At 64.9% G+C, this 19977-nt stretch carries 16 protein-coding genes; 1 reads left to right on the top strand and 15 read right to left on the bottom strand.

Translation table 11 applies throughout. From position 1 onward, the window contains the following. Positions 1-126: 126 nt before the first annotated feature. The 12 genes from folK to AC1VXC_RS03460 form a co-directional block, all read right to left on the bottom strand. Positions 127-609, bottom strand: coding sequence for a 2-amino-4-hydroxy-6-hydroxymethyldihydropteridine diphosphokinase (folK, locus tag AC1VXC_RS03515; RefSeq protein WP_313495361.1), 483 nt, complete (start codon positions 607-609; stop codon positions 127-129). A 109-nt stretch (positions 610-718) separates the two neighbouring features. After that, positions 719-2236 carry an ATP-binding response regulator gene (locus tag AC1VXC_RS03510; RefSeq protein ID WP_481539653.1) on the bottom strand — a complete coding sequence of 506 codons (1518 nt, stop codon included), beginning with the start codon at positions 2234-2236 and terminating at the stop codon, positions 719-721. Positions 2237-2242: 6 nt separating this feature from the next. Then, the gene (locus AC1VXC_RS03505) at positions 2243-2683 is read right to left on the bottom strand and encodes a response regulator (RefSeq protein ID WP_313173039.1); all 441 of its coding nucleotides are present in this window, start codon (positions 2681-2683) and stop codon (positions 2243-2245) included. Beyond that, a complete protein-coding gene (locus AC1VXC_RS03500; RefSeq protein ID WP_313495364.1) occupies positions 2680-4497 on the bottom strand; it encodes a sensor histidine kinase in 1818 nt (605 codons plus the stop codon). The genes AC1VXC_RS03505 and AC1VXC_RS03500 overlap by 4 nt, the downstream gene beginning before the upstream one ends. Before the next feature lie 204 nt (positions 4498-4701). Further along, positions 4702-5616, bottom strand: a complete 915-nt coding sequence (gene gnd, locus AC1VXC_RS03495) for a phosphogluconate dehydrogenase (NAD(+)-dependent, decarboxylating) (protein WP_313495366.1) — start codon at positions 5614-5616, stop codon at positions 4702-4704. Continuing rightward, a complete protein-coding gene (locus AC1VXC_RS03490; protein WP_481539654.1) occupies positions 5528-6814 on the bottom strand; it encodes a hypothetical protein in 1287 nt (428 codons plus the stop codon). Before AC1VXC_RS03490 ends, gnd begins: the two co-directional genes overlap by 89 nt. A 62-nt stretch (positions 6815-6876) precedes the next feature. Further along, entirely contained in the window at positions 6877-7425 is a 549-nt protein-coding gene (locus tag AC1VXC_RS03485) for a DUF2242 domain-containing protein (RefSeq protein WP_313495369.1), read from the bottom strand. Positions 7426-7555: 130 nt separating this feature from the next. Next, positions 7556-9727, bottom strand: coding sequence for a carboxy terminal-processing peptidase (locus AC1VXC_RS03480; protein WP_313495371.1), 2172 nt, complete (start codon positions 9725-9727; stop codon positions 7556-7558). Between the two features lie 207 nt (positions 9728-9934). After that, positions 9935-10945, bottom strand: coding sequence for a lipoyl synthase (lipA, locus tag AC1VXC_RS03475; protein ID WP_313495373.1), 1011 nt, complete (start codon positions 10943-10945; stop codon positions 9935-9937). Positions 10946-10961: 16 nt separating this feature from the next. Next, positions 10962-11663, bottom strand: a complete 702-nt coding sequence (gene lipB, locus AC1VXC_RS03470) for a lipoyl(octanoyl) transferase LipB (RefSeq protein WP_313173033.1) — start codon at positions 11661-11663, stop codon at positions 10962-10964. Continuing rightward, entirely contained in the window at positions 11651-11929 is a 279-nt protein-coding gene (locus tag AC1VXC_RS03465) for a DUF493 family protein (protein WP_313173032.1), read from the bottom strand. Before AC1VXC_RS03465 ends, lipB begins: the two co-directional genes overlap by 13 nt. Before the next feature lie 324 nt (positions 11930-12253). Continuing rightward, positions 12254-13231 (bottom strand): CsgG/HfaB family protein, encoded by a 978-nt coding sequence (locus AC1VXC_RS03460; RefSeq protein ID WP_313173031.1) that lies wholly within the window; start codon positions 13229-13231, stop codon positions 12254-12256. Between the two features lie 786 nt (positions 13232-14017). Here AC1VXC_RS03460 and AC1VXC_RS03455 point away from each other — a divergent pair. Next, a complete protein-coding gene (locus AC1VXC_RS03455; protein WP_313173030.1) occupies positions 14018-15064 on the top strand; it encodes a lipid A deacylase LpxR family protein in 1047 nt (348 codons plus the stop codon). Between the two features lie 1075 nt (positions 15065-16139). Here AC1VXC_RS03455 and AC1VXC_RS03450 read toward each other — a convergent pair. The 3 genes from AC1VXC_RS03450 to mltB form a co-directional block, all read right to left on the bottom strand. Beyond that, on the bottom strand, positions 16140-17354 hold the full coding sequence (locus AC1VXC_RS03450; protein WP_313173029.1) for a D-alanyl-D-alanine carboxypeptidase family protein: 1215 nt from the start codon (positions 17352-17354) through the stop codon (positions 16140-16142). A gap of 93 nt (positions 17355-17447) precedes the next feature. Then, complete coding sequence (locus AC1VXC_RS03445) at positions 17448-18758, bottom strand: septal ring lytic transglycosylase RlpA family protein (protein WP_481539944.1); 1311 nt, start codon at positions 18756-18758, stop codon at positions 17448-17450. After that, the gene (gene mltB, locus AC1VXC_RS03440) at positions 18755-19891 is read right to left on the bottom strand and encodes a lytic murein transglycosylase B (protein WP_481539943.1); all 1137 of its coding nucleotides are present in this window, start codon (positions 19889-19891) and stop codon (positions 18755-18757) included. Before mltB ends, AC1VXC_RS03445 begins: the two co-directional genes overlap by 4 nt. Positions 19892-19977: the final 86 nt, after the last annotated feature.

Below are 19977 nucleotides of genomic sequence, written 5' to 3'. Positions count from 1 at the left end.
CCCCCCCCCCGCGCGCGCCCGCCCCGAACACCCCCGCGCCCCCGGCGGCCGGGCGCCGGGAGGCCGGGCCGGCGCCCGCCCCCCCACCCCCGCCCCCCCCCCCCCCCCCCCACTACAGGTACAGCGTTACAGCTCCACCGTATCGAACGCCTGCCCATGCTGCGGGTGCTGTTGCCACATCTGCTGCAGGCTCAGCCCGCGCACCGGGTCGATGAAATCCGGGGCGATGTCGGCCAGCGGCTTGAGTACGAACGCGTGCTTCAACTCCGGGCGCGGGATGCGTAGATGACCCGGGCCTTCCACCACCAGGTCGCCGTAATAGACCACATCGATATCCAGGGTCCGGTCACTGAAACGCGGTCCGGAACGATCGCGGCCGTGCGCGTCCTCCACCGCGTGCAACCAATCATCCAACTCGCCCAGCGGCAGGTCGGTGTCCAGCATCACTGCGTTGTTGAGGAAGTCGGGTCCGTCGAATCCCACGGCCGGGGTGCGGTAGGCCGGGGAGACGCTGATCGCGCCAAAACGTTCGCGCAATACGGCAACAGCCGCTTGCAGGTAGTGCTGCGGTTGCAGGTTGCTGCCCAGGCTGAGGAGCACGGTGGTCATGAGTTGGTTTGCCTGCAGGCCCGCACGCGCCACGATGGACGAGCTTGAGCACCGCATCGTAGGGAGGGGGCGCACATGATAGGCCAGCCATCGCCAGCCCGCATATGCTTCAGCCCACGCCCAGTGCGTCCGCTACCGCACGGAACACCCGCTGCATCTCCAAGGGCTTGGGCAGCACATGCACGCTGATACCCGAAGGCGCCTGGCCATCGGCGAACGCCGGCGCGTTGGCATCCTCCAGCACGATCGCCGGGCCGCGATAACCCATCGCCTGCATCTCCGCCAGCAGTTGTCCGGCCGACAACAACGGAATGCCGCTGTCCACCAGCACCACATCCGGCAGGCCCGCCTCCTGAAGATGCCGCATCGCCACCGCGCCATCGCTGGCCAGACGCATGCGATAACCCTGGCTGGACAGCGCATTGCCCAGCAGCGACAGACGTGTGGCCTCGTCATCCACCACCAGCAGGCGCTCACCATGGCCGACCCGGGTTCGTTCCAGTGGTTCGGCATCTTCGCTGGCGGTGCTTTCGCACATCGGCAACAGCAGTTCGAAGGTCGTGCCTTCGCCAAGCTGACTCTGCACCTGGATCTGCCCGCCTATGCTCTCGACGATGCGATGGCAGGACACCAGCCCCAAGCCGGTGCCATCTGCCTTGGTGGTGAAGAAGGGCGTGAACAGGCGTTGTACCGTCGCTGCATCCATGCCGATGCCATCATCACTGACACGGATGCGCACCTTGTCGGTTTCGCCGGCAACGCGCTCGGCGACCAGCCTCAGGCTGCCGCCGTCGGGCATGGCCTGGATGGCGTTGAGCGCAAGATTGAGCAGCACCTGCTGCAGCTCGGTGTAATTGGCTTCAACCGCCATGCGGTCGTCGGAGACTTCAAGATGCAGCTCGGCATTGCGCGGCAGGCTGCTCTTCAGCAGCATGCCCACCGCCTGGAACAGGCGCTGCAGTACGATCCGTTCGCTGGGCTGGCGTGAGCCGCGCACGAAGGACAGCATCGACTCGACCATCTCGTGGCCCCGGCGCCCGCATTCGGCAATGACATCGGCCAGGCGGACGACCTTGGGATCATCGCTGCGGTCGCGGATCAGGTCGGGGATGATCAGCAGCGGTTGCAGGATGTTGCGCAGGTCGTGGCTGAGCCCCGCAGCGAGCAGGGCCAGGCTCTCCAGCCGTTGCGCACGCATCAACTCATCTTCCACCCGCAGCCGTTCCAGCTCACTGCGGGTCTCGCGCACCAGACGCGCCACCGCCGAGGGCAGCCGCGCCGGCTGGTGCTTGATGATGTAATCATTGGCGCCATGCTGCAGCGCCTCCACCGCAGTTTCCTCACCCATCGTGCCGGAGACGAAGATGAAAGGTGCCCGGGGGTGCAACTCACGCAGGATCTGCAATGCCTGGTAGCCGGAGAAGCCCGGCATGCTCAGGTCGGACAGCACGACATCCGGTACGCCATCCGCCAAGGCAGCGCGCATTGCCGGCTCGTTGTCGACACGCTCGAACTCCAGCTCCAGGCCAGCCTCGAGCAACTGGTCGATGACCAGTTCGGCATCCTCCGGCGAATCCTCCACCAGCAGGATCCGCAGCAGCCCCAATGGCGCTCCCTTGTTCGGCATCTGTGTTTACTCGTGCTCCGGTGCCTGGTTGATCACCGCCCAGAAGGTGCCGATGGTACGCACCGCCTGGAAGAACTGGTCGACATCCACCGGCTTCACCACGTAGGCGTTGACCCCCATATCCCAGCTGCGGGCCAGGTCGCTTTCTTCGCGCGAAGAAGACAGGATCACCACCGGCAGGCGCTTGAGTTCCTCGTCGGCGCGGATCAGCCGCAGCACCTCCAGTCCATCCATGCGCGGCATCTTGATATCCAGCAGCAACACGGCCGGCAAGCCCTCCTCGCGCTGGGCGAAGGCGCCGCGCCGGAGCAGGAAGTCCATGGCCTCGACCCCGTCCTCGACATGCACGATGGGGTTGGCCAGGGAGGCATCGCGCAGCGCGTCGATCGCCATTTCGGCGTCGGCTTGGCTGTCTTCGGCAATCAGGATGGTACGCAGGGGACTCATTCCACGGTGTCCTTGTTGGATGTTTCGGTTGCCTGGGGAAGAACGAAGGTGAAGGTGGCGCCTTTATCGACCTGTGCGTCGGCCCAGATGCGGCCACCGTGACGGGTCAATACCCGGCGCACGCTGGCCAGGCCGATGCCGGTGCCGGGGTACTCCGAGGCCTTGTGCAGGCGCTGGAACACACCGAACAACTTGGAAGCGTATTGCATGTCAAAACCGGCGCCATTGTCGGTGATGCTGAACTGGTGGCTGCCATCCGGCAGCTGCCTGGCGCTGACTTCGATCACCGCCTTGTCGCGACCGGCGGTGTACTTGACGGCGTTGCCGAGCAGGTTCAACCAGACCTGGCGCAGCATGTTCTCGTCGCCGACCAACACCGGCAGCCTGCCGATCTGCCACTCCACCTCGCGTAGCTTGCCGTCCGCCCCGGCTTCGTTCTTCAGGTTGGAATCGAGCAGCGCGCGGGTATCGGCCACCAACGACTGCATGTCCACGCGCTGCAGGCGCATCGCCCCGCGGCCCAGCCGCGAATAGACCAGCAGATCATCGATCAAGGCCGCCATCAGCTGCGCCGAACTGCTGATCACCTCGAGGTAGTGCTGGGTCTTGCTGTCTATCGCCTCGCCCAGATGGCGTGTCAGCTTGTCGGAGAAGCCAGCCACATGCCGCAGCGGCGCACGCAGGTCGTGTGACACGGAGTAACTGAACGCTTCCAGCTCACGGTTGACGTCGGCCATCTGCTCGACCTTGCCTTCGAGCTGGCGGTTCAGCTCCTCCACGTGCTGCTGCACCGCACGCTGCACGGTGACATCACTGATCGTCATCAACACCACGTCATCTTCAGCGTCCGGCAAGGCCATGCGCCGTGCGTTGATCAACATCGTCCGTTGCATGCCATCCACGCTGCGTTGCTGGTGTTCGAAATCCCACAGCTCGCGCCCACGCAGCAGCACATCGGCCAGACGCTGGCGGACCAGCGGGTCTTCCCACGCACCCTCGCCTATGTCCTGCAGCTGACGCAGACTGATATCGGCGTCGTCGACGCCGTACAGCTCGGTGAATGCGGCGTTGTGCAGTACCACCCGCAGCTTGTCGTCGAGCAGCACGATGGGTTCACGCACGGTCTGCAGCACTGCGCTTGCGCGGGCACTGGCCTTGCTGAGGCGAAGCTCGACATCGGCACGGCCACCGATCTGCCGCTGCAACAGCCACAGCACCAGCCCCAACAGCAGCAATTGCACCGCCAGTGCGGTCCAGGTCACCATCGACGCAAGCTGTTGCTGGTCCCTCGCCTTGGCTGCGCGCTTCACCAGCAGCGCGTCCTCGTGATCCTGCAGCTCCTGCACCAGTTGCCGGATCGGGTATTGGAAAGTCATTTCCTCGATCAGCTCACGCTGTCGGGGTGAATCGGTGCTGGCGGCGATTTCCCTGGCCAGCGCCATGCGCCGCTCCAGCATCGAGTCCATCTTGCCGATGCGCACCAGCTGTTCCGGGCTATCGCTGACCAGTTGCGCCAGTTCGGTCAGGTTGACGCCGATGCGGTCAGCTGTCTGCAGGCGCTCCTGCAGTGCCGGCGAATCGATGCCCTTGGACAAGGTCAGCGCCGCCGATTCGACGTCACGGATATCCGCCTGCAGGTTGTACAGGCGCGCGCCCACCGCCTGGGTATGCACGACCCAGTTGGACGCATTCACGCTGTCGGCCGCCAGCCGTTGCAGGGTCAAGGCCGGCACCACGATGATCAACAACGCGGCCAGCCCCAACCCGAACAGGCGCCAGCGGCTCCAGCCATCATCGGTCAGTCGTGTTGCCATTCCTTCCCCTGCGTGCTGACGGACCGGCGCGTGTCGCGACGGCCCGGGATTCATCGACGGTGTCGATCCGGAATCAGTCGATGGCAGCGTGACCAGCACGACAGCATCGCTGACTGTCGGCCAAGGATTGCACGAATACGTGTACCCGTGCACTCCCCTGCAGCCGGACCTGCAGATACCGCCAGGCACACAAGCGGAAAAGCCTCAGCCAGCCTCGCCTGCGGGCTTGATCGCGTGCCCACCGAACTCGTTGCGCATCGCCGCCAGCATGCGGTCGCTGAACGAATTTTCCTGACGCGAGCGCAGCCGTTCCAGCAGCGACAAGGTGATCACCGGCGCAGGCACATCCAGATCGAGGGCCTCGGCCACGGTCCAGCGGCCTTCGCCGGAGTCCTCCACATACGGCGCAATGCCGTCCAGCGCCGGATTGGCCTGCAACGCGTTGGCACTGAGGTCCAGCAGCCAGGAACGCACCACGCTGCCATGTCGCCAGACTTCGGCCAGCTGGGCCAGGTCCAGCCCGAACTCGGCCTTCTTCTCCATCAACGCGAAGCCTTCGGCATAGGCCTGCATCATTCCGTACTCGATGCCGTTGTGGACCATCTTGCTGAAGTGTCCGGCGCCGACTGGCCCCACATGGGCCCAGCCGCGGTCTGCGGCCGGCGCCAGCGCCTTGAACACGGGCGACAGGCGCGCCACCGCCTCGGCCTCACCGCCGATCATCAGGCAATAACCTTCCTGCAGTCCCCATACACCGCCGCTGGTGCCGCAATCCACGAACGCGACCCCGGCCTCGGCGCTGCGGGCGGCACGTTGCAGGGACGCCTTGTACCAGGAGTTGCCGCCATCGATCACCACGTCGCCGGCCGACAACAGCGGCAACAACGCGTCGAGCGTGGCATCCACCACCTTGGACGGCACCATCAACCACAAGACACGTGGCGCTGGCAGCGCCTGCACCAGCGCCTGCAGGCCATCCACGGTAGCGATACCGTGCCCGGCCACCTGCGCGCGCGCCTGCTCACCGGGATCAAAGCCGGTAACCGCAATCCCCGCACGCTGCAGACGCTGCGCCATGTTGGCGCCCATGCGGCCCAGGCCGATCATTCCCAATTCCATGCTGAAGCTCCTCCGACGGTAGTGGATATCCTGCTGCGCAGGCCCGCAGACGGGCCTGCAGCCAGCGTTGGTAGATGGTGGTGTGCAGATTGTGCAGCACCAGTTCGATGACAAACGGCGTACGCGGGTTGCGGTCCAGCAAACGCGCCACGTGATATCCCAGCGGGCGCACGCCCTGACGGTGCACGTACAGCATCAGCTCGCGGTACACCGGATCGGCCAGCACGGCATCCATCTGTGTCAGCACATCCCGCTGCGCCTCCGGCAGCGCCGCGCGCAAGGGGCCGTCACGCTCGTACAGCAGCCGCTCGAAGCGCCGCCAGCCGCTGCCTGGCAATTGCTGGGCCAGCTCCCACAACCGTTTGTTGAGTGCATCGTAATGGTCGAAGCCGCCATGCCGCGCCAAGGCACCGGCGGCCGCGGCACTGACATCGGTGATGACGAAATTCTCGGCCTGGTTGTTGATGTCATCCAGATAGGTGGCATCGAAAGCATGCACGATATAGCCCGGCGCGCCCATGAACGCCTGCCGGCCCAACGCGGAGGTGCGCACCGCCTTGCCGTCACCGAACAATTCACCTGCGCTGCTGCCCAGCAGGATGCTCTGGGTGTCATGCAGGCTCAGGAAGGTGCCGATCGACAGTTCGCCGGAACTGAACGCAGTATCGAAGGCGGCATCACCGAACAACTCGCGCAGCGTCGCCAGCTGCGCCACCTGCCGCCCCACCCCGCACTCGGAACGTACCCGGCCGGAATAGAACGCCTCCAGCGCCACGGAATTGCGGGCCTGCGGCGCGTAGCCGCGACCAAAACTGCGAAAGCGTTGCCAACCCTGTGCACGCGCACCGCGTGCGCCAAACCCGATCCAGCCCAGTTGCAGCGCCGTGAAGCGATAACCCGGGTTGTCCTGCAAGCGCGAACTGGCGGTGCGCGCCGCATCCCCCAGCTGGAAGGCGTAGGCGCAGATGCTCGCCTGCTGCTGCAATACCTGCTCGGCCAGCTGTTCACGTTGTGCGGCGCTGTAGCCGCTCGGCACCTGCAAGCGCAGATCACCCTGCGCCTGCGCGTCGGCCAGCGAAGCGCGCCGGCATGGATCACCGCCGTTGATCTGCGGCGTGGGCTTCCCGCTCGCCTCAAGTTGCCAGCCCAGCTGCTCCAGCAAGGCCATATGGCAGCCCGCCTCAGCCAGCAACGGCATCGCCAGCGCGCACAGCAACAAGGTCCATCGGCCAGCCCGCTGCTTCGCGCGCCGTCCAAGCCTCATCGTGCCGGTTCCGCCGGAACCGGCTGTGCCGCCTGCTCCACGTAGTACTGCAGGCGACCGAAGAAATTGCGGTAGAACTGCGCGTCCTGCACGGTGCTGCTGGCAACCCGCACCAGCGAGTCGTCGTTGCTGCCGAATGGCAGCGACACCGAGCCCAACGCGCCGACGCCGACGCTGGCCGAAGTCGGCGATTTCTTCAACGCGTACCGGTCCTGCACCGCGCTGACGAATACCTGCGCCTTGCCCGCGCCCTGCGCCGCGCAGGACACCCGCAGCACCAGTTGCTCGTGCACCTCGTCCTTGGGCTGGAAGTTCTTGTTGCCTTCCACATTGCTCGCGTCGGCTCGGGTGATCGCATAGCCCTGACCGAGCAGCGCGCGTCGCGCGGCCTCGCAGGCCTGCGCCGGTGCAGCATCGACGCTGCGTGTATAGGTATCGCCCGAATCGAAGGATTCGCGCAGCAAGGTGCTGTTGACGGCTTTGCTTCCGCAGGCGGTGAGCAGCACGCTCACAGCGGCCAGCGCATGCAGCAGATGTCGGCGCATGGGCACCTCCACAGTCAGCGTAGATCCACAGCATAACGCCGCCAACGTAGCGCTACGTTGACGGCGTTGAATGCGTGCGGAAACCATTGTCGCTGCGCTCAGCCAGGCTGTGCGCAGCGTTTTGCGGCGTTCAGTCGGCCCAGCGGCCCGGGCCGGTGGACTGCGGCAGCACCTGCGCCGACAGCGGGCGGTCCTTCTCCAGCAGGTTCACGGCATCGGCCAGGATCGAGGCCGACTCCTTCAACAGCGGATCAGGGCGCTTTTCGGCGGCCTTCTCACGCGCGGCATCCTTGACGATGTCACGCTCGTTGCCGGTCAAGCCGTCGTCATTGCTGTCCTCGGCCAACGGATCCAGCGGCAGGCCAAGGTCCTTGCGGATCTGCTGGCGCTGCTTGCGCTGCGCTTCCTGCTTGTCACGTTCGGCGCGGCGTTCGGCCTCGTTGAGGGAGACGTACTTCTTGGCGGCATCGGTGCGGAACTGCTGCACGTCCTCTTCCCACCACTGGAACTCGCGGTCGGCGCGGATGCGGGTGTCGTGCTGGGTTTCCAGGCGCGGCACGATCGGAGCGAAGTTACCGTACTGGGTATGCGGCACGGCAGCGATGCGGGTCCACGGCAGCGCGTTGTCGTAGGTGCTTTCACCAAACTCGCTGGCATCGACGCTGGCCGGGAAGGCCAGGTCCGGCACCACGCCCTTGTGCTGGGTGCTGGAGCCGCTGACGCGGAAGAACTGGGCGATGGTCAGCTTGACCTGGCCAAAGCGTTCCTTCTCGCTGGCCGGCCAACGGTCCAGCGGCACCACGTTCTGCACGGTGCCCTTGCCGAAGGTGGTTTCACCGATCACCAGTCCACGACCGTAGTCCTGGATGGCACCGGCAAAAATCTCCGAGGCCGACGCCGAGCCACGGTTGATCAGCACCGCCAGCGGGCCGTCCCAGGCCACGGCCGGGTTGCGGTCGTTGTTGACGGTGACGCGGCCGCCGGATTCACGCACCTGCACCACCGGACCCTGCTCGATGAACAGACCGGTCAACTCGATGGCTTCGTCCAGCGAACCACCGCCGTTGTTGCGCAGGTCCAGCACCACGCCGTCCAGCTTGTCGGCCTTGAAACCGGCCAGCAGCTTGGCCACATCGCGGGTAGCGGAGGCATAGTCGGCGGCATTGCGGCGACGGCCTTCGAAGTCCTGGTAGAAGGTCGGCAGCTTGACCACACCGATGCGGCGCTCCTGCTGGCCGGCAGTGCCCGGGATGGTCATGGTCTCGCCCTTGGCGGCCTGCTCGGACAGACGGATCTTCTGCCGGGTCAGGGTCAGCATGCGGTGCTTGCCGTCCACACCCTCGGCGGCCGGGATGTATTCCAGGCGCACCTGGGTGTCCTTGGCACCGCGGATCTTGCCGACCACATCGTCGATGCGCCAGCCGATCACGTCCTCGACCGGGCCGGAACGGCCCTGGCCGACACCGACGATGCGGTCACCGGCCTTGAGCGTGCCGTCCATCGCCACCGGACCACCCGGCACCACCTCACGGATCACCACCATGTCGTCCTGGCGCTGCAGCTGGGCACCAATGCCCTCCAGCGACAGCGACATGGCCTGGTTGAAGTTCTCGGCCGTGCGCGGGGTGAAATAGTCGGTGTGCGGGTCGACGGCGCTGGTGTAGGCGTTCATGTAGAACGAGAACACGTCATCGCCCTTGAGCTCATTGATGGTCTTGAGCAGGGTGTCGTAACGCTTGTCCAGGGTCTTGCGGATATCAGCGGCCGGCTTGCCGGCCAGCTTCAGCCGCAGCCAGTCGTTCTTGACCGACTTGCGCCACAGCTCGTCCAACTCGGCGTTGGTTGCCCACGGCACGTCCTTGCGGTCGTAGTTGAAGCGCTCTTCAACAGTGAAATCAGGCTCCTGGCGCAGCAGGCGACGAGCATAGGCCACGCGCTCGCCCACCCGCTGGCGGTACACCGCGAACACCTGGTAGGCCGGATCCAGCTCGCCGGAACGGATGGCGTCACCGGTCCGAGCCGCCAACGGCGCGAAGCGATCCACGTCCTCCTTGGTGAAGAACTGCTTGCCGCTGTCCAAGGACTCCAGGTAACGCTTGAACACGTCCTGCGAGGTCGCCGCATCCAGCTGGCGCGGGCGGTAGGCGTAACGGCTGTCCGACAACAAGCCGTAGACCAGCTTGGAGGTGGTGGCCTGGTCGATGGTCGCTGCCGAGGGCAAGGCCGTATCGGCGCGCGCCAGCAAGGCGGCGGGAGCGGTCAGCGCGAGGGCCAGCAGGAAAACGGGAACTCGGTAGTTCATCAAAATACTCGTGGCACCGAATGTTGTGGGGAGACTGCGGGCAAGTTCGACACGCCGACAGTGCCGAAAGTTTCGGCACTTGTCACCTTGCTTGGCTCCAGAGTAGCTGCCGCCCCGTAGCAGTTTGTGAATCGCTGCGGTGGCACCACTCGAATCGACGCGATCCCGGCTGCGGCAACGGGCCGCAGCAGGATGCTGGGGACTGGTTCAGACAGCGACGCCGGCACCGGCCGCCTGCTGGTCGGCATGGTAGGACGAACGCACCATCGGGCCGGAGGCAACATGGGTGAAGCCCAGTTCGTAGCCGTAATCCTCGAACGCCTTGTACTCCTCCGGCGTCCAGTAACGCAGCACCGGGTGGTGGTGGGCAGTCGGCTGCAGGTACTGGCCGATGGTCACCATTTCCACGTCGTGCGCGCGCAGGTCACGCAGGGTGGCCTGCACCTGCTCGAAGGTTTCACCCAGGCCGAGCATGATGCCGGACTTGGTCGGCACGTTCGGATGCTGTGCCTTGAAGTTCTTCAGCAGGGTCAGCGACCACTGGTAATCCGCGCCCGGGCGTACGTTGCGGTACAGGTCCGGCACGGTTTCGATGTTGTGGTTGAACACGTCCGGCGGGTTCTGCGCGAGGATTTCCAGCGCGCGCTCCATGCGGCCCTTGCCACGGAAGTCCGGGGTCAGCACCTCGATGCGGGTGCCCGGCGACTTCTCGCGGATGGCAGTGATGCAGTCGACGAAGTGCTGGGCACCGCCGTCGCGCAGGTCATCACGGTCGACGCTGGTCACCACCACGTATTTCAGGCCCATGTCGGCCACGGTCTGTCCCAGGCTGGCGGGCTCATTGGCGTCCGGCGGCTTGGGCCGGCCGTGGGCCACGTCGCAGAACGAGCAGCGGCGGGTGCAGACCTCGCCCAGGATCATGAAGGTGGCGGTGCCATGGCCGAAGCATTCGTGGATGTTCGGGCAACTGGCTTCTTCACACACCGTCACCAGACGGTTCTCGCGCAGCTTGGCCTTGAGGTTGGCCACGGCATTGCCCGAGGGAATGCGCACGCGGATCCAGGAAGGCTTGCGCAGCACCGGCGCGTCGGCGAACTGCACCGGCGAGCGGTTGATCTTGTCGCCGCCAAGCTGTTTGACACCGGCCTGCAACGGCGCGGACGGGATGTCGCCCTGCACGACCTGCAGGGGAATGGAGCGCGTGGTGGATTCAGTCATGGCGTTATCAGCGGTCTCAGAGCCGCGTAGTCAGATCGGGCAGTTCGGGCGTCGGCTGCAAGGCCAGGCCGAACTGCTGGGCCAGATGGGACAGCAGCACCGACTTGACCGCTTCGATGCCCGAAGGACCGCCCAAGTCTAGCACCGAGGTCACCTGCATCCCGGCGTAGCCGCAGGGGTTGATGCGGTGGAAGGGCTCCAGGTCCAGCGACACATTGAACGCCAGCCCGTGGAAACTGCAGCCGCGGCGCACGCGGATGCCGAGCGCGGCAATCTTGGCCCCGCCGACGTAGACACCGGGCGCGCCGTCCATGCGTTCGGCACCGATGTTCCATTCATCCAGCGTATCGATGATGGCCTGCTCGATCCGGCACACGTAATCACGCACACCGATGCCGAGCCGGCGCAGGTCCAGCAACGGGTAGACCACGATCTGGCCGGGGCCGTGATAGGTCACCTGGCCGCCGCGGTCCACGTGCAGCACCGGGATGTCGCCCGGCGCCAGCACATGCTCGTCCTTGCCGGCCTGGCCCAGGGTGAACACCGGATCGTGCTCGACTACCCACACCTCGTCGGTGCTGGCATCGGTACGGGCATCGGTGAACTGCTGCATGGCGTGCCAGACTGGCTCATAGCCTTGCCGGCCCAGATCACGCAGCAATGCGGGCCGCAGCGTCTTGCCCTGCGTTTCTGCCGCACAGGCGGTTACAGCGTCCACTTCACTTCCGGATGCTCACGCATCGCCGTGTGCGCGGCGTCGTACTGTTCACGGCTGTCGGCCTTGAAGGCGATGCGCACCGAGACGTACTTGCCGTTGGAGGACGCTTTCCAGCTGATGCGCTCTTCCAGCACCTCGATACCGGCGCTTTGCAGCAATTTGGGCAGCTCCGTCTCCAGACCGATATTGGCCGCGCCCATGGCGCTGAGCTCAAACGTACCGGGGAACTGGAAGCCGTGTTCAGGGTTGTCGGACTTGATTTCCATACCGCCATTATCGGGGCGAACGCCTACAAACCCAAGGCCACTGCCGGATTGCAGCCTTCCATGCCGGCCACCTGTAGTGCCGAGCCATGCTCGGCAAGGGGCCTTCCCGGCATCGCTCGCTGTGGGAGCGGCGTCAGCCGCGAAGCTCAAGGATGTTCAGGTTGCGGGCATTGCCATTGATGCAGATGGCCAGCTTCGCGGCTGACGCCGCTCCTGCAAGGCGCGTTGTCGGGGAGGCCCCTGCCGAGCATGGCCCGGCACCACAGCCCCGCCCAGAAACCAGAAGGGCCGCTTGCGCGGCCCTTCTGCGGGATAAACCCAGGCTTACTTGGACAGCTGCAGCAGGGTGGACGACACCCAGCCACGGTTGCCCAGTTCATCCTCGACTTCCCACATCACGCCTTCCTTGGTGCCGGTCGGGTACAGCATCATCCCGGCTTCCAGGGTGCGTACCGGCGCACCGGTACCGCGCGCATTCGCCAGCAGGCGACCGGCACGGGTGACCGTCACTGCCTGCTGCGCATTGGCGGCAGAAGCGTTCTCCGGCAGACCACCCAGCTGGGCGATGATGTCGGTATAGGCCTGCAGGTAGGCCATGGTGATCACCTGGCCGATCTCAGTGTTGGCATAACCACCAACGCCGGCCGCACCCAGGCCGCTACCACCGAACAGGCCGCCGCCGGCGCCAAAGCCCATGTCGCTCTTGCGCGCCGAGCCTTCGGAAATGGCCACCTGCTCCGACGAACGCACGTCGGTCACGGTCAGCACCACGTCAGCGGTCTTGCTGGTGAAGTTCAAGCCACCCACGATCGCGCCAGCGCGACCACCGATCAGGCCACCCAGCAGGCCACCAATGGCATTGCCACCGGCGTTGCTGTTCTGCGAGACCAGATCCGGGATCATCACGTAGTCGGCGGCCTTGATCTGGCCCTTGCCGACGTTGGAACGACCACGCAGGTCGCCACTGGCCGCCAATTCACGTTCAAACTGGCCTGCGGCCATACCGGCGCCACGGTCCACCAGGGTGAAACAACGCGAGCGGTTGACGAAGGCCTTGATCAGGCGCGACGGCGCCGGCAGCTGCTGGCCGGTCCACCAGTTGGTGGAGTCTTCCGGCTCGATCACCGACAGCGTACCGATCGGGCGCTGGCAGGTCGGAATCTGCGCGGCAGCCTGCTGACGCTGCTGCTGCGCCTGGGTGCCCTTGGTCTTGAACGCGGCATGGGCCGGCTGGCTGCTGACTGCCGCAGCGATGCCCAGAGTGAGGACCGCTGCGGTGAGCGGCGAAAAAACGTTACGCATCTGATACTTCCCCATTAACCTGCACCTTACGAGGTGCGTTCCTTTGGCTTAGAGACCTTGCGGTAAGACTCTGTCCCTGATGTTACCTAGCAGACGAGCACGGTCCGGTCCGCCGGAATCCTAACCCAGACGGGCATCAGGATGCATGACGTTTTTGTGAGGGGGCTCCCTTTATGGGGCTGAAACGGCAGCTCCGCCCCCGGTTTCGGGCAACAGGAGCGCCAGACAAGGTCCGGCGACTGGCGATGGGCGGCGATCCACAGGACAGCCTGCCCTGCCCGGCCCCTCCGCCGGGGCCGCCGCACCGTCCCATCGGTGGCCGGCACAATCCCCGCCCCCGGACCCGCACCTCATGCCCAGAGCTCAGCCGGATCAGCGTCGCCAGGCCAACCTCCTGCCGGAACCGTACCGGCTCATGGCCAGCGGCGTCAGCGGACACGCATCGAACACCCTCCTGCAGTACCGAACCGCAATTTTCGAATCACGGCCTGCGCGCAACGCCGGGGACGGATGATGACTGTCCCACCGGAGCAAACCTCTATCCCGCCAGTCCGGCCAAAGGCAGGCGCGGAAAGAAGCGAAAATAGCCGTCGCGATCCGACATGCCACCTGCACCGCTGCTACCGCGCAGGAATCACGGCAACGTCCACGAACGCCACCTGTTGCGCGCACATGCGCATGAAAAGCCACCATCACACTCACAACAATCTGTCCGCTCGATAGCGATATGCCGGTCAACAACGCACCACTAAGCTGCATGTCATCCTGCTGGCGTGGAGCCTCCCCATGAAAAACGCTGCCCGAATGCTGTTGTTTACAGGCAGCCTCGCAATCGCACCGGCCTGGGCGGCGCAGCAATGCACGCAAAGTGCCCTGGATGATCACCCGCCTGCAATCAACTTCCGCGTCGACAATGATCTGCTGGGCGGCGCGCAGCAGGATCAGGGATACACCAATGGCGCGATGTTCACCTTGGTGTCGCCAAACCTGCAGGACTACACCGACGACCCCTGCCTGCCGCGCCTTGCGCGCTGGATGAATCGGCACCTGGAACGTTTACACCCCGGCGAGTTCCAGCAGCAGAACATGATCTTCAGCTTCGGCCAGGGCTTGTACACGCCTACTGACAGCACCCGCAGCGACTTGATCGAAGATGACCGCCCGTATGCGGCGGTGTTGATGGTCAATTTCGGTTACAACGCGCGCAACGGCAACCACCTGCGAACCACCCAGCTGGCCTTGGGAATGATCGGCCCTTCGGCACAGGGCAAGCAGGTACAGGACGCGGTGCACAGCGTCCTGGGCGATGAAGAATTCATGGGCTGGGACAACCAGTTGCACGACGAGCCGGTATTCAAACTGCTGCATGAGCGCATGCAGCGCTGGCCTGCGGAAGGCAACGCTGCAGGTTGGGGCTGGGACGCGATCAGCCATTGGGGCGGCGCTATCGGCAACCTTGCCACGTATGCCAATGTTGGCGGTGAAGTACGTTTTGGCTGGAAGTTGCCAGATGACTTCGGCAGTTCACCGATGCGCCCGGCCGGCGAAAACACGGCACCCACCCGCCGCGGCCGCGCCGAAGGCTGGTCCAGCCACCTGTTCGTCACCAGTGACGCGCGTTGGGTACTGCGCGACATCACATTGGATGGCAACACCTTCCGCAACAGTCACAGCGTGGACAAGCGGGCCTTGGTAGGCGACATCGGATATGGCGTTGCGGTGATGCGTGGCAAATGGAAATTCGCCCTGGCCCGCTACCACCGCACCCGCGAATTTGACGGTCAGAAACAGACCCCGGTATTCGGCAGCTTCACCATCAGTCGCACGCTTTGATTGCAGCTGCCTGCGCAGCGCAGTTTCTGCGCTTTGTAGAGAGAGAAGCTCAAAGCGCCCTCACCCCAACCCCTCTCCCGCACGCGGGAGAGGGGCTAATGCACTAGCAGCCGACGCATTGCCAGCCCCTCTCCCGCATGCGGGAGAGGGGTTGGGGTGAGGGCGCTTTCGCTCCGGCTTTCGCTCCGGCTTTTGCTTTTGCTTTTGCTTTTGCATTTGCTTTTGCTTTTGCATTTGCTTCGGCTTTCGCTCTTCAGCTTTTGACTTACCGGGCCCCTTCCGCAGCGACGGAGCTGGCAGACAAGACCCCGGACGGGGCGGCGCACATGGATGTGCGTCGTTTTTCGACGAGACAGGGATGTCTCGTCGAAAAATCCTGCCAGCGGAGTGGACCCGCGCCGCGCAGCGGCGTGGGCGCGGAGGCAGGGTGTGCTTTCTTTGGGCCACGTTTCTTTGCACAAGCAAAGAAAGGTGTGCTCGCGCGCCGCAGGCGGGCGAAAGCTCTTGATCTTGATCTTGATCTTGATCTTGGTTGCGGTTGCGGTTGCGGTTGCGGTTGGAACAAGAGCAAGAGCTTTCACTCCCCTTCGGGGAGCGAGTTACTTTTCTTTGCTTGTGCAAAGAAAAGATAACCAAAAGAAAGCACACCCTGCCTCCGCGCCCACGCCGCTGCGCGGCGCGGGTCCACTCCGCCAGCGGGATTTTTCGACACGACATCCCTGTCGTGGCGAAAAACGACGTGCATCCATGCACGTCGCCCTTCGGGTTCTTCCCACTGGCTCCGTCGCTGCGGAAGGGGCCCGGTAAGTCAAAGTCCAAAGCAACCGCGACTGCAGCTGCAACTGCAACTGCGAAAGCTACCCCTCCCCAACCCTCCCCTTGCCTGCGGCAAAGGGAGGGAGCAAAGCTGCACTTGGGGCCAAAACGGCATCTGGAGCTGAGCTGCACTTGGCCAAGGGGCGACTGAGCGGCGCTCCGCCGGCAAAACAAAAGCGGCGTTGCTGCGCCCCATCGACCTGAACTCCAGTCGACAGAACACCGCAACGCCGCTCGGCTTTTCAGCCGGTAAGAGCCCTTATTCGGACTTCCACCACATCATGAAGGCATCCCACAGACGCTTGAAGAAACCGCCCTCTTCCACCGCCTGCACAGCCACCAACGGTGCCTCGGCAACCACCTTGCCATCCAGCGACACCTTGACCGTACCAATCTGCTGACCTGCAGTGATCGGCGCCACCAACTCCTTCGGCACGTCCATCGACGGCTTCAGATCGTTGTAACGGCCACGCGGCACGCTCACCAGCATCGGCTGCGCCACACCCAACTGCACCTCATCGGCCGCGCCCTTCCACACATGCTGCGTGGTCACCGCCTTGCCCGGCTCATACATGCGATGGGTTTCGAAGAAACGGAAACCCCAGTTCAACAACGCCAGGCTGTCATCGGCACGCTGCTTCTCCGACGCGCCGCCCATCAGTACCGCGACCAGACGCTGGTCACCGCGCTGGGCCGAGCTCAGCAGGCAGTAGCCGGCAGCCGAAGTGTGGCCGGTCTTGATGCCGTCCACGCTCTGGTCACGCCACAACAGCAGGTTGCGGTTCGGCTGGGTGATCTTGCCTACCGTGAATTCCTTGATCTTGTTGTAGGCATAGGTCTCCGGGTAGTCGCGCACGAAGGCGCGACCCAGCAGCGCCAGATCGTAGGCGCTGGACTGGTGGCCCTCGGCGTTCAGGCCGTGTGCGTTGACGAAGTGCGAGTCCTTCATGCCGATCTTGGCGGCGTAGCTGTTCATCAACGCCGCAAACGCTTCCTGGCTGCCGGCCGCATGTTCGGCCAACGCGATCGCCGCGTCGTTGCCGGACTGGATCGCCATGCCCTTTTCCATGTCTTCCAGACGCGCCGTCTGGTTGACCGGGAAACCGCTGTAGCTGCCATCGGTGCCTGCGCCGCCCTCACGCCAGGCGCGCTCGCTCATCATCACCTGGTCGTCCGGCTTGATCTTGCCGGTCTTCATTTCCGCAGCCAGCACGTAGGACGTCATCACCTTGGTGATGCTGGCCGGCGGCAGCGGGGTATGGATATTCTCGCCCGCCAGCACCTGGCCGGTGGCGTAGTCCATCAGCACCCATGCCGTGGCCGTGGTCGGAACCGGTGCCGGCGGCGTTGCCACCTGTGCCGGAGCGGCAGCGGCGGCCGGTGCAGGCGTCGGCGTCGGGGTGGGTGTCTGGGCGGAGGCCAGACCCACGGCGAGCGTGGTGGCCAGTGCAACGGCGGCAAAACGGAATTTCATCGGAAAACGGTTCCTGATGGACGAGGAAGAAAAATTCGGGCGGTCATTGTAGGGCGACGCCAGCCAGACGGCGGCACCCCGGTATGGCTGGGGTTAATCGCGGACCACTTGTGGCAGGCCAAATCCAAGACCGGCAATGCGCCCGGCAAGTTCCGTGGCGCTGTTGTTGTCGCTGGCCGGCACGCGCAGGCGCCACAAGGTACGGCCGCCGCTGACGATGTCACTGAGGCTGGCCCCGACGATACCGGCCGAGGTCAGCTGGCCCAAGGCCCTTGCAGCATTGTCACGGGAGGAGAAACTGGCCACCTGCAGCAGGATCGCGCCCAGCGCGCGGGAAGCAGGGTCAGGCTGTGCCGCTGGCGCGGCCTTCGGCACCGACGCTGCGGCCACCGCGCCGCCGGCCGGCGGCGTGAACTGCAGCAGCTCCGACGATGCCGGCAAGGCCTGGACGCGTACCGGGGCTGCCGCCGTGCTGGCCGCGCTGGTGGTGGCTGGACGACCGGTGGCGACACGCACCCCGTTGTCCTTCATCCAGGTTTCGAAATGGTCGGCGCTGCCGGCAACCGGTCGGGCCGGGGCGGCCGGCAGCTTCTCGACCAACTGGTCCATGCGGCTGGGTGCCGCTGCTGCGGGCCGCGTCGCCGGCACTGCGGCGGCAACCGTCGCAGCAGCACGCTCACGACGGACACGACGGCTGTCACCGGAGGCCTGCAGGTTCTCGCTGCCGGGGGTCAGGCCATGCACCTCCACCCGGCCGGTGCCGCGCTGGGTGATGCCCAACCGCACGGCAGCGGCATAGCTCAGGTCAATGACCCGGCCTTCATGGAACGGGCCACGATCATTGACGCGCACGATCACAGACTCGCCGTTGTCCAGGTTGGTCACCCGCGCAAAACTCGGCAGCGGCAAGGTCTTGTGCGCGGCGGTGAAGGCGTACATGTCGTACACCTCACGGTTGGAGGTGAGGCGCCCGTGGAATTTCTGCCCGTAGTACGAGGCAGTGCCCTGCTCCACGTAGTTATCGACGCGATCCATGATCTGGTACTGCTTGCCCAGCACCGTATACGGCGACCGATTGCCGACCGCCGAGCGCGCCTCGTTGGTCACTACCGGCTCGGGAATGCAATCCACATTGGGTATGTAGCTCGGCGTGGAGTCGCTTACACCGGGCTTGTACAGGCCGCCAGCGGTGTAGTTGCCACGGGTGGACAGGTCTTCCTGCGCCTTGGCATAAGGTGAGCCCTCAGGGCATTCACCGCGTGCGCTGCCGCGCCCGTGTACCACCGTCGCCGGCCGCGATGTCGAGCTGGCACCCGCTGTACCGGGTGCCGACTTCTTGGGGGCGCTGCTGCAGGCGGCCAGCCCGAGCACGATCAACGCAGGGACCAGCCACTTGATGTTCATGCCGGGGGAAGCTCCTTGCTGGCGATGGCCTGGGACAGCTGGAATACGGCCATCGCGTACATTTTGGAGATGTTGTAGCGGGTGATTGCGTAGTAGTTCTGGAAGCCCAGCCAGTACTGCTTGCCGTCGCTGCCTTCCAGGGTCACCGGGGTAGCCTTGGCGTTGACCGCGCGCACCGGCGTGACCGGCTGGTAACCACGCGCCGCCAGCTCGGTAACGGTATAGGTCGGGGTCCAGTCGGTGGGATTGAACTCCTCGAAGCCGGCCTGCAGCGTCGCCGGTACCGCAACGGTGCCACCGCGGATCCAGCCGCCCTTCTTGACGAAGTAATTGGCGATGGACGAGAACACATCGTCATAGCTGTTGAACAGGTCACGGCGGCCGTCGCCATTGCCGTCCACCGCGAAGTCCAGGTAGCTGGACGGCATGAACTGACCCATTCCCATCGCACCGGCGTAACTGCCCTTGAGCGAAGTGATGTCGAGCTTTTCCAGCGCACTCAACTCGAACAGCTTGGCCAGCTCATCGCGGAAGAACAGTTCGCGGCGCACCTCGCGCTCGAGCTTGGCCGGGTCGCCGCTGCGCGGGTACTTGAAGGCCAGGGTGTACAGCGCATCGAGCACGCGGTGGTTGCCGGCATTGCGGCCGTAGCTGGTTTCCACGCCAATGATGGAGACGATCACTTCGGCCGGCACGCCGGTGCGCTCCTGCACCCGCATCAACTCATCGCGGTGCTGCGCCAGGAAGTTGCGACCGCCATCGATGCGGGCCTGGGTGATGAACATCGGCCGGTATTCGTTCCACGGCTTGACCCGTTCGGCCGGACGCGACATCGCCGCGATGATCGGCTCGCGGATCTGCGCCTGGGCCAGGGTAGCTTCGATATAGGCCGGGTCGATGCGGTACTTGGCCGCCGTATCGCGCACGAAATTGGCGCGGGCGGTTTCAAACGGCACCGGGGTCAGATCCACCGGCGGCAGGCTTGCCTGGGCCTCGGGGACGGCCTCGGCCGGGCCGGCATTGGGCTTGACCGGCGTTTCCGCCGGGGCCGGCAGGGGGGCAGGAGACTTCGGCTGGGTTGCGCAGGCAACCATGCCGAGGGTGAGGCAACAAACCAGGGCGCGTCTAATCATCGGGCGAGATTAGCAGGTCGAAGATGAATTTCCATCAATAAGACCATGAATCACAACAGGATTGAAGCGCTCGGCCACTGCTCGCG

The organism is Stenotrophomonas sp. STEN033 (assembly GCF_056856655.1).
Note: the sequence above shows the minus strand (reverse complement) of the source record. Positions and strands in the feature narration are given on the sequence as shown.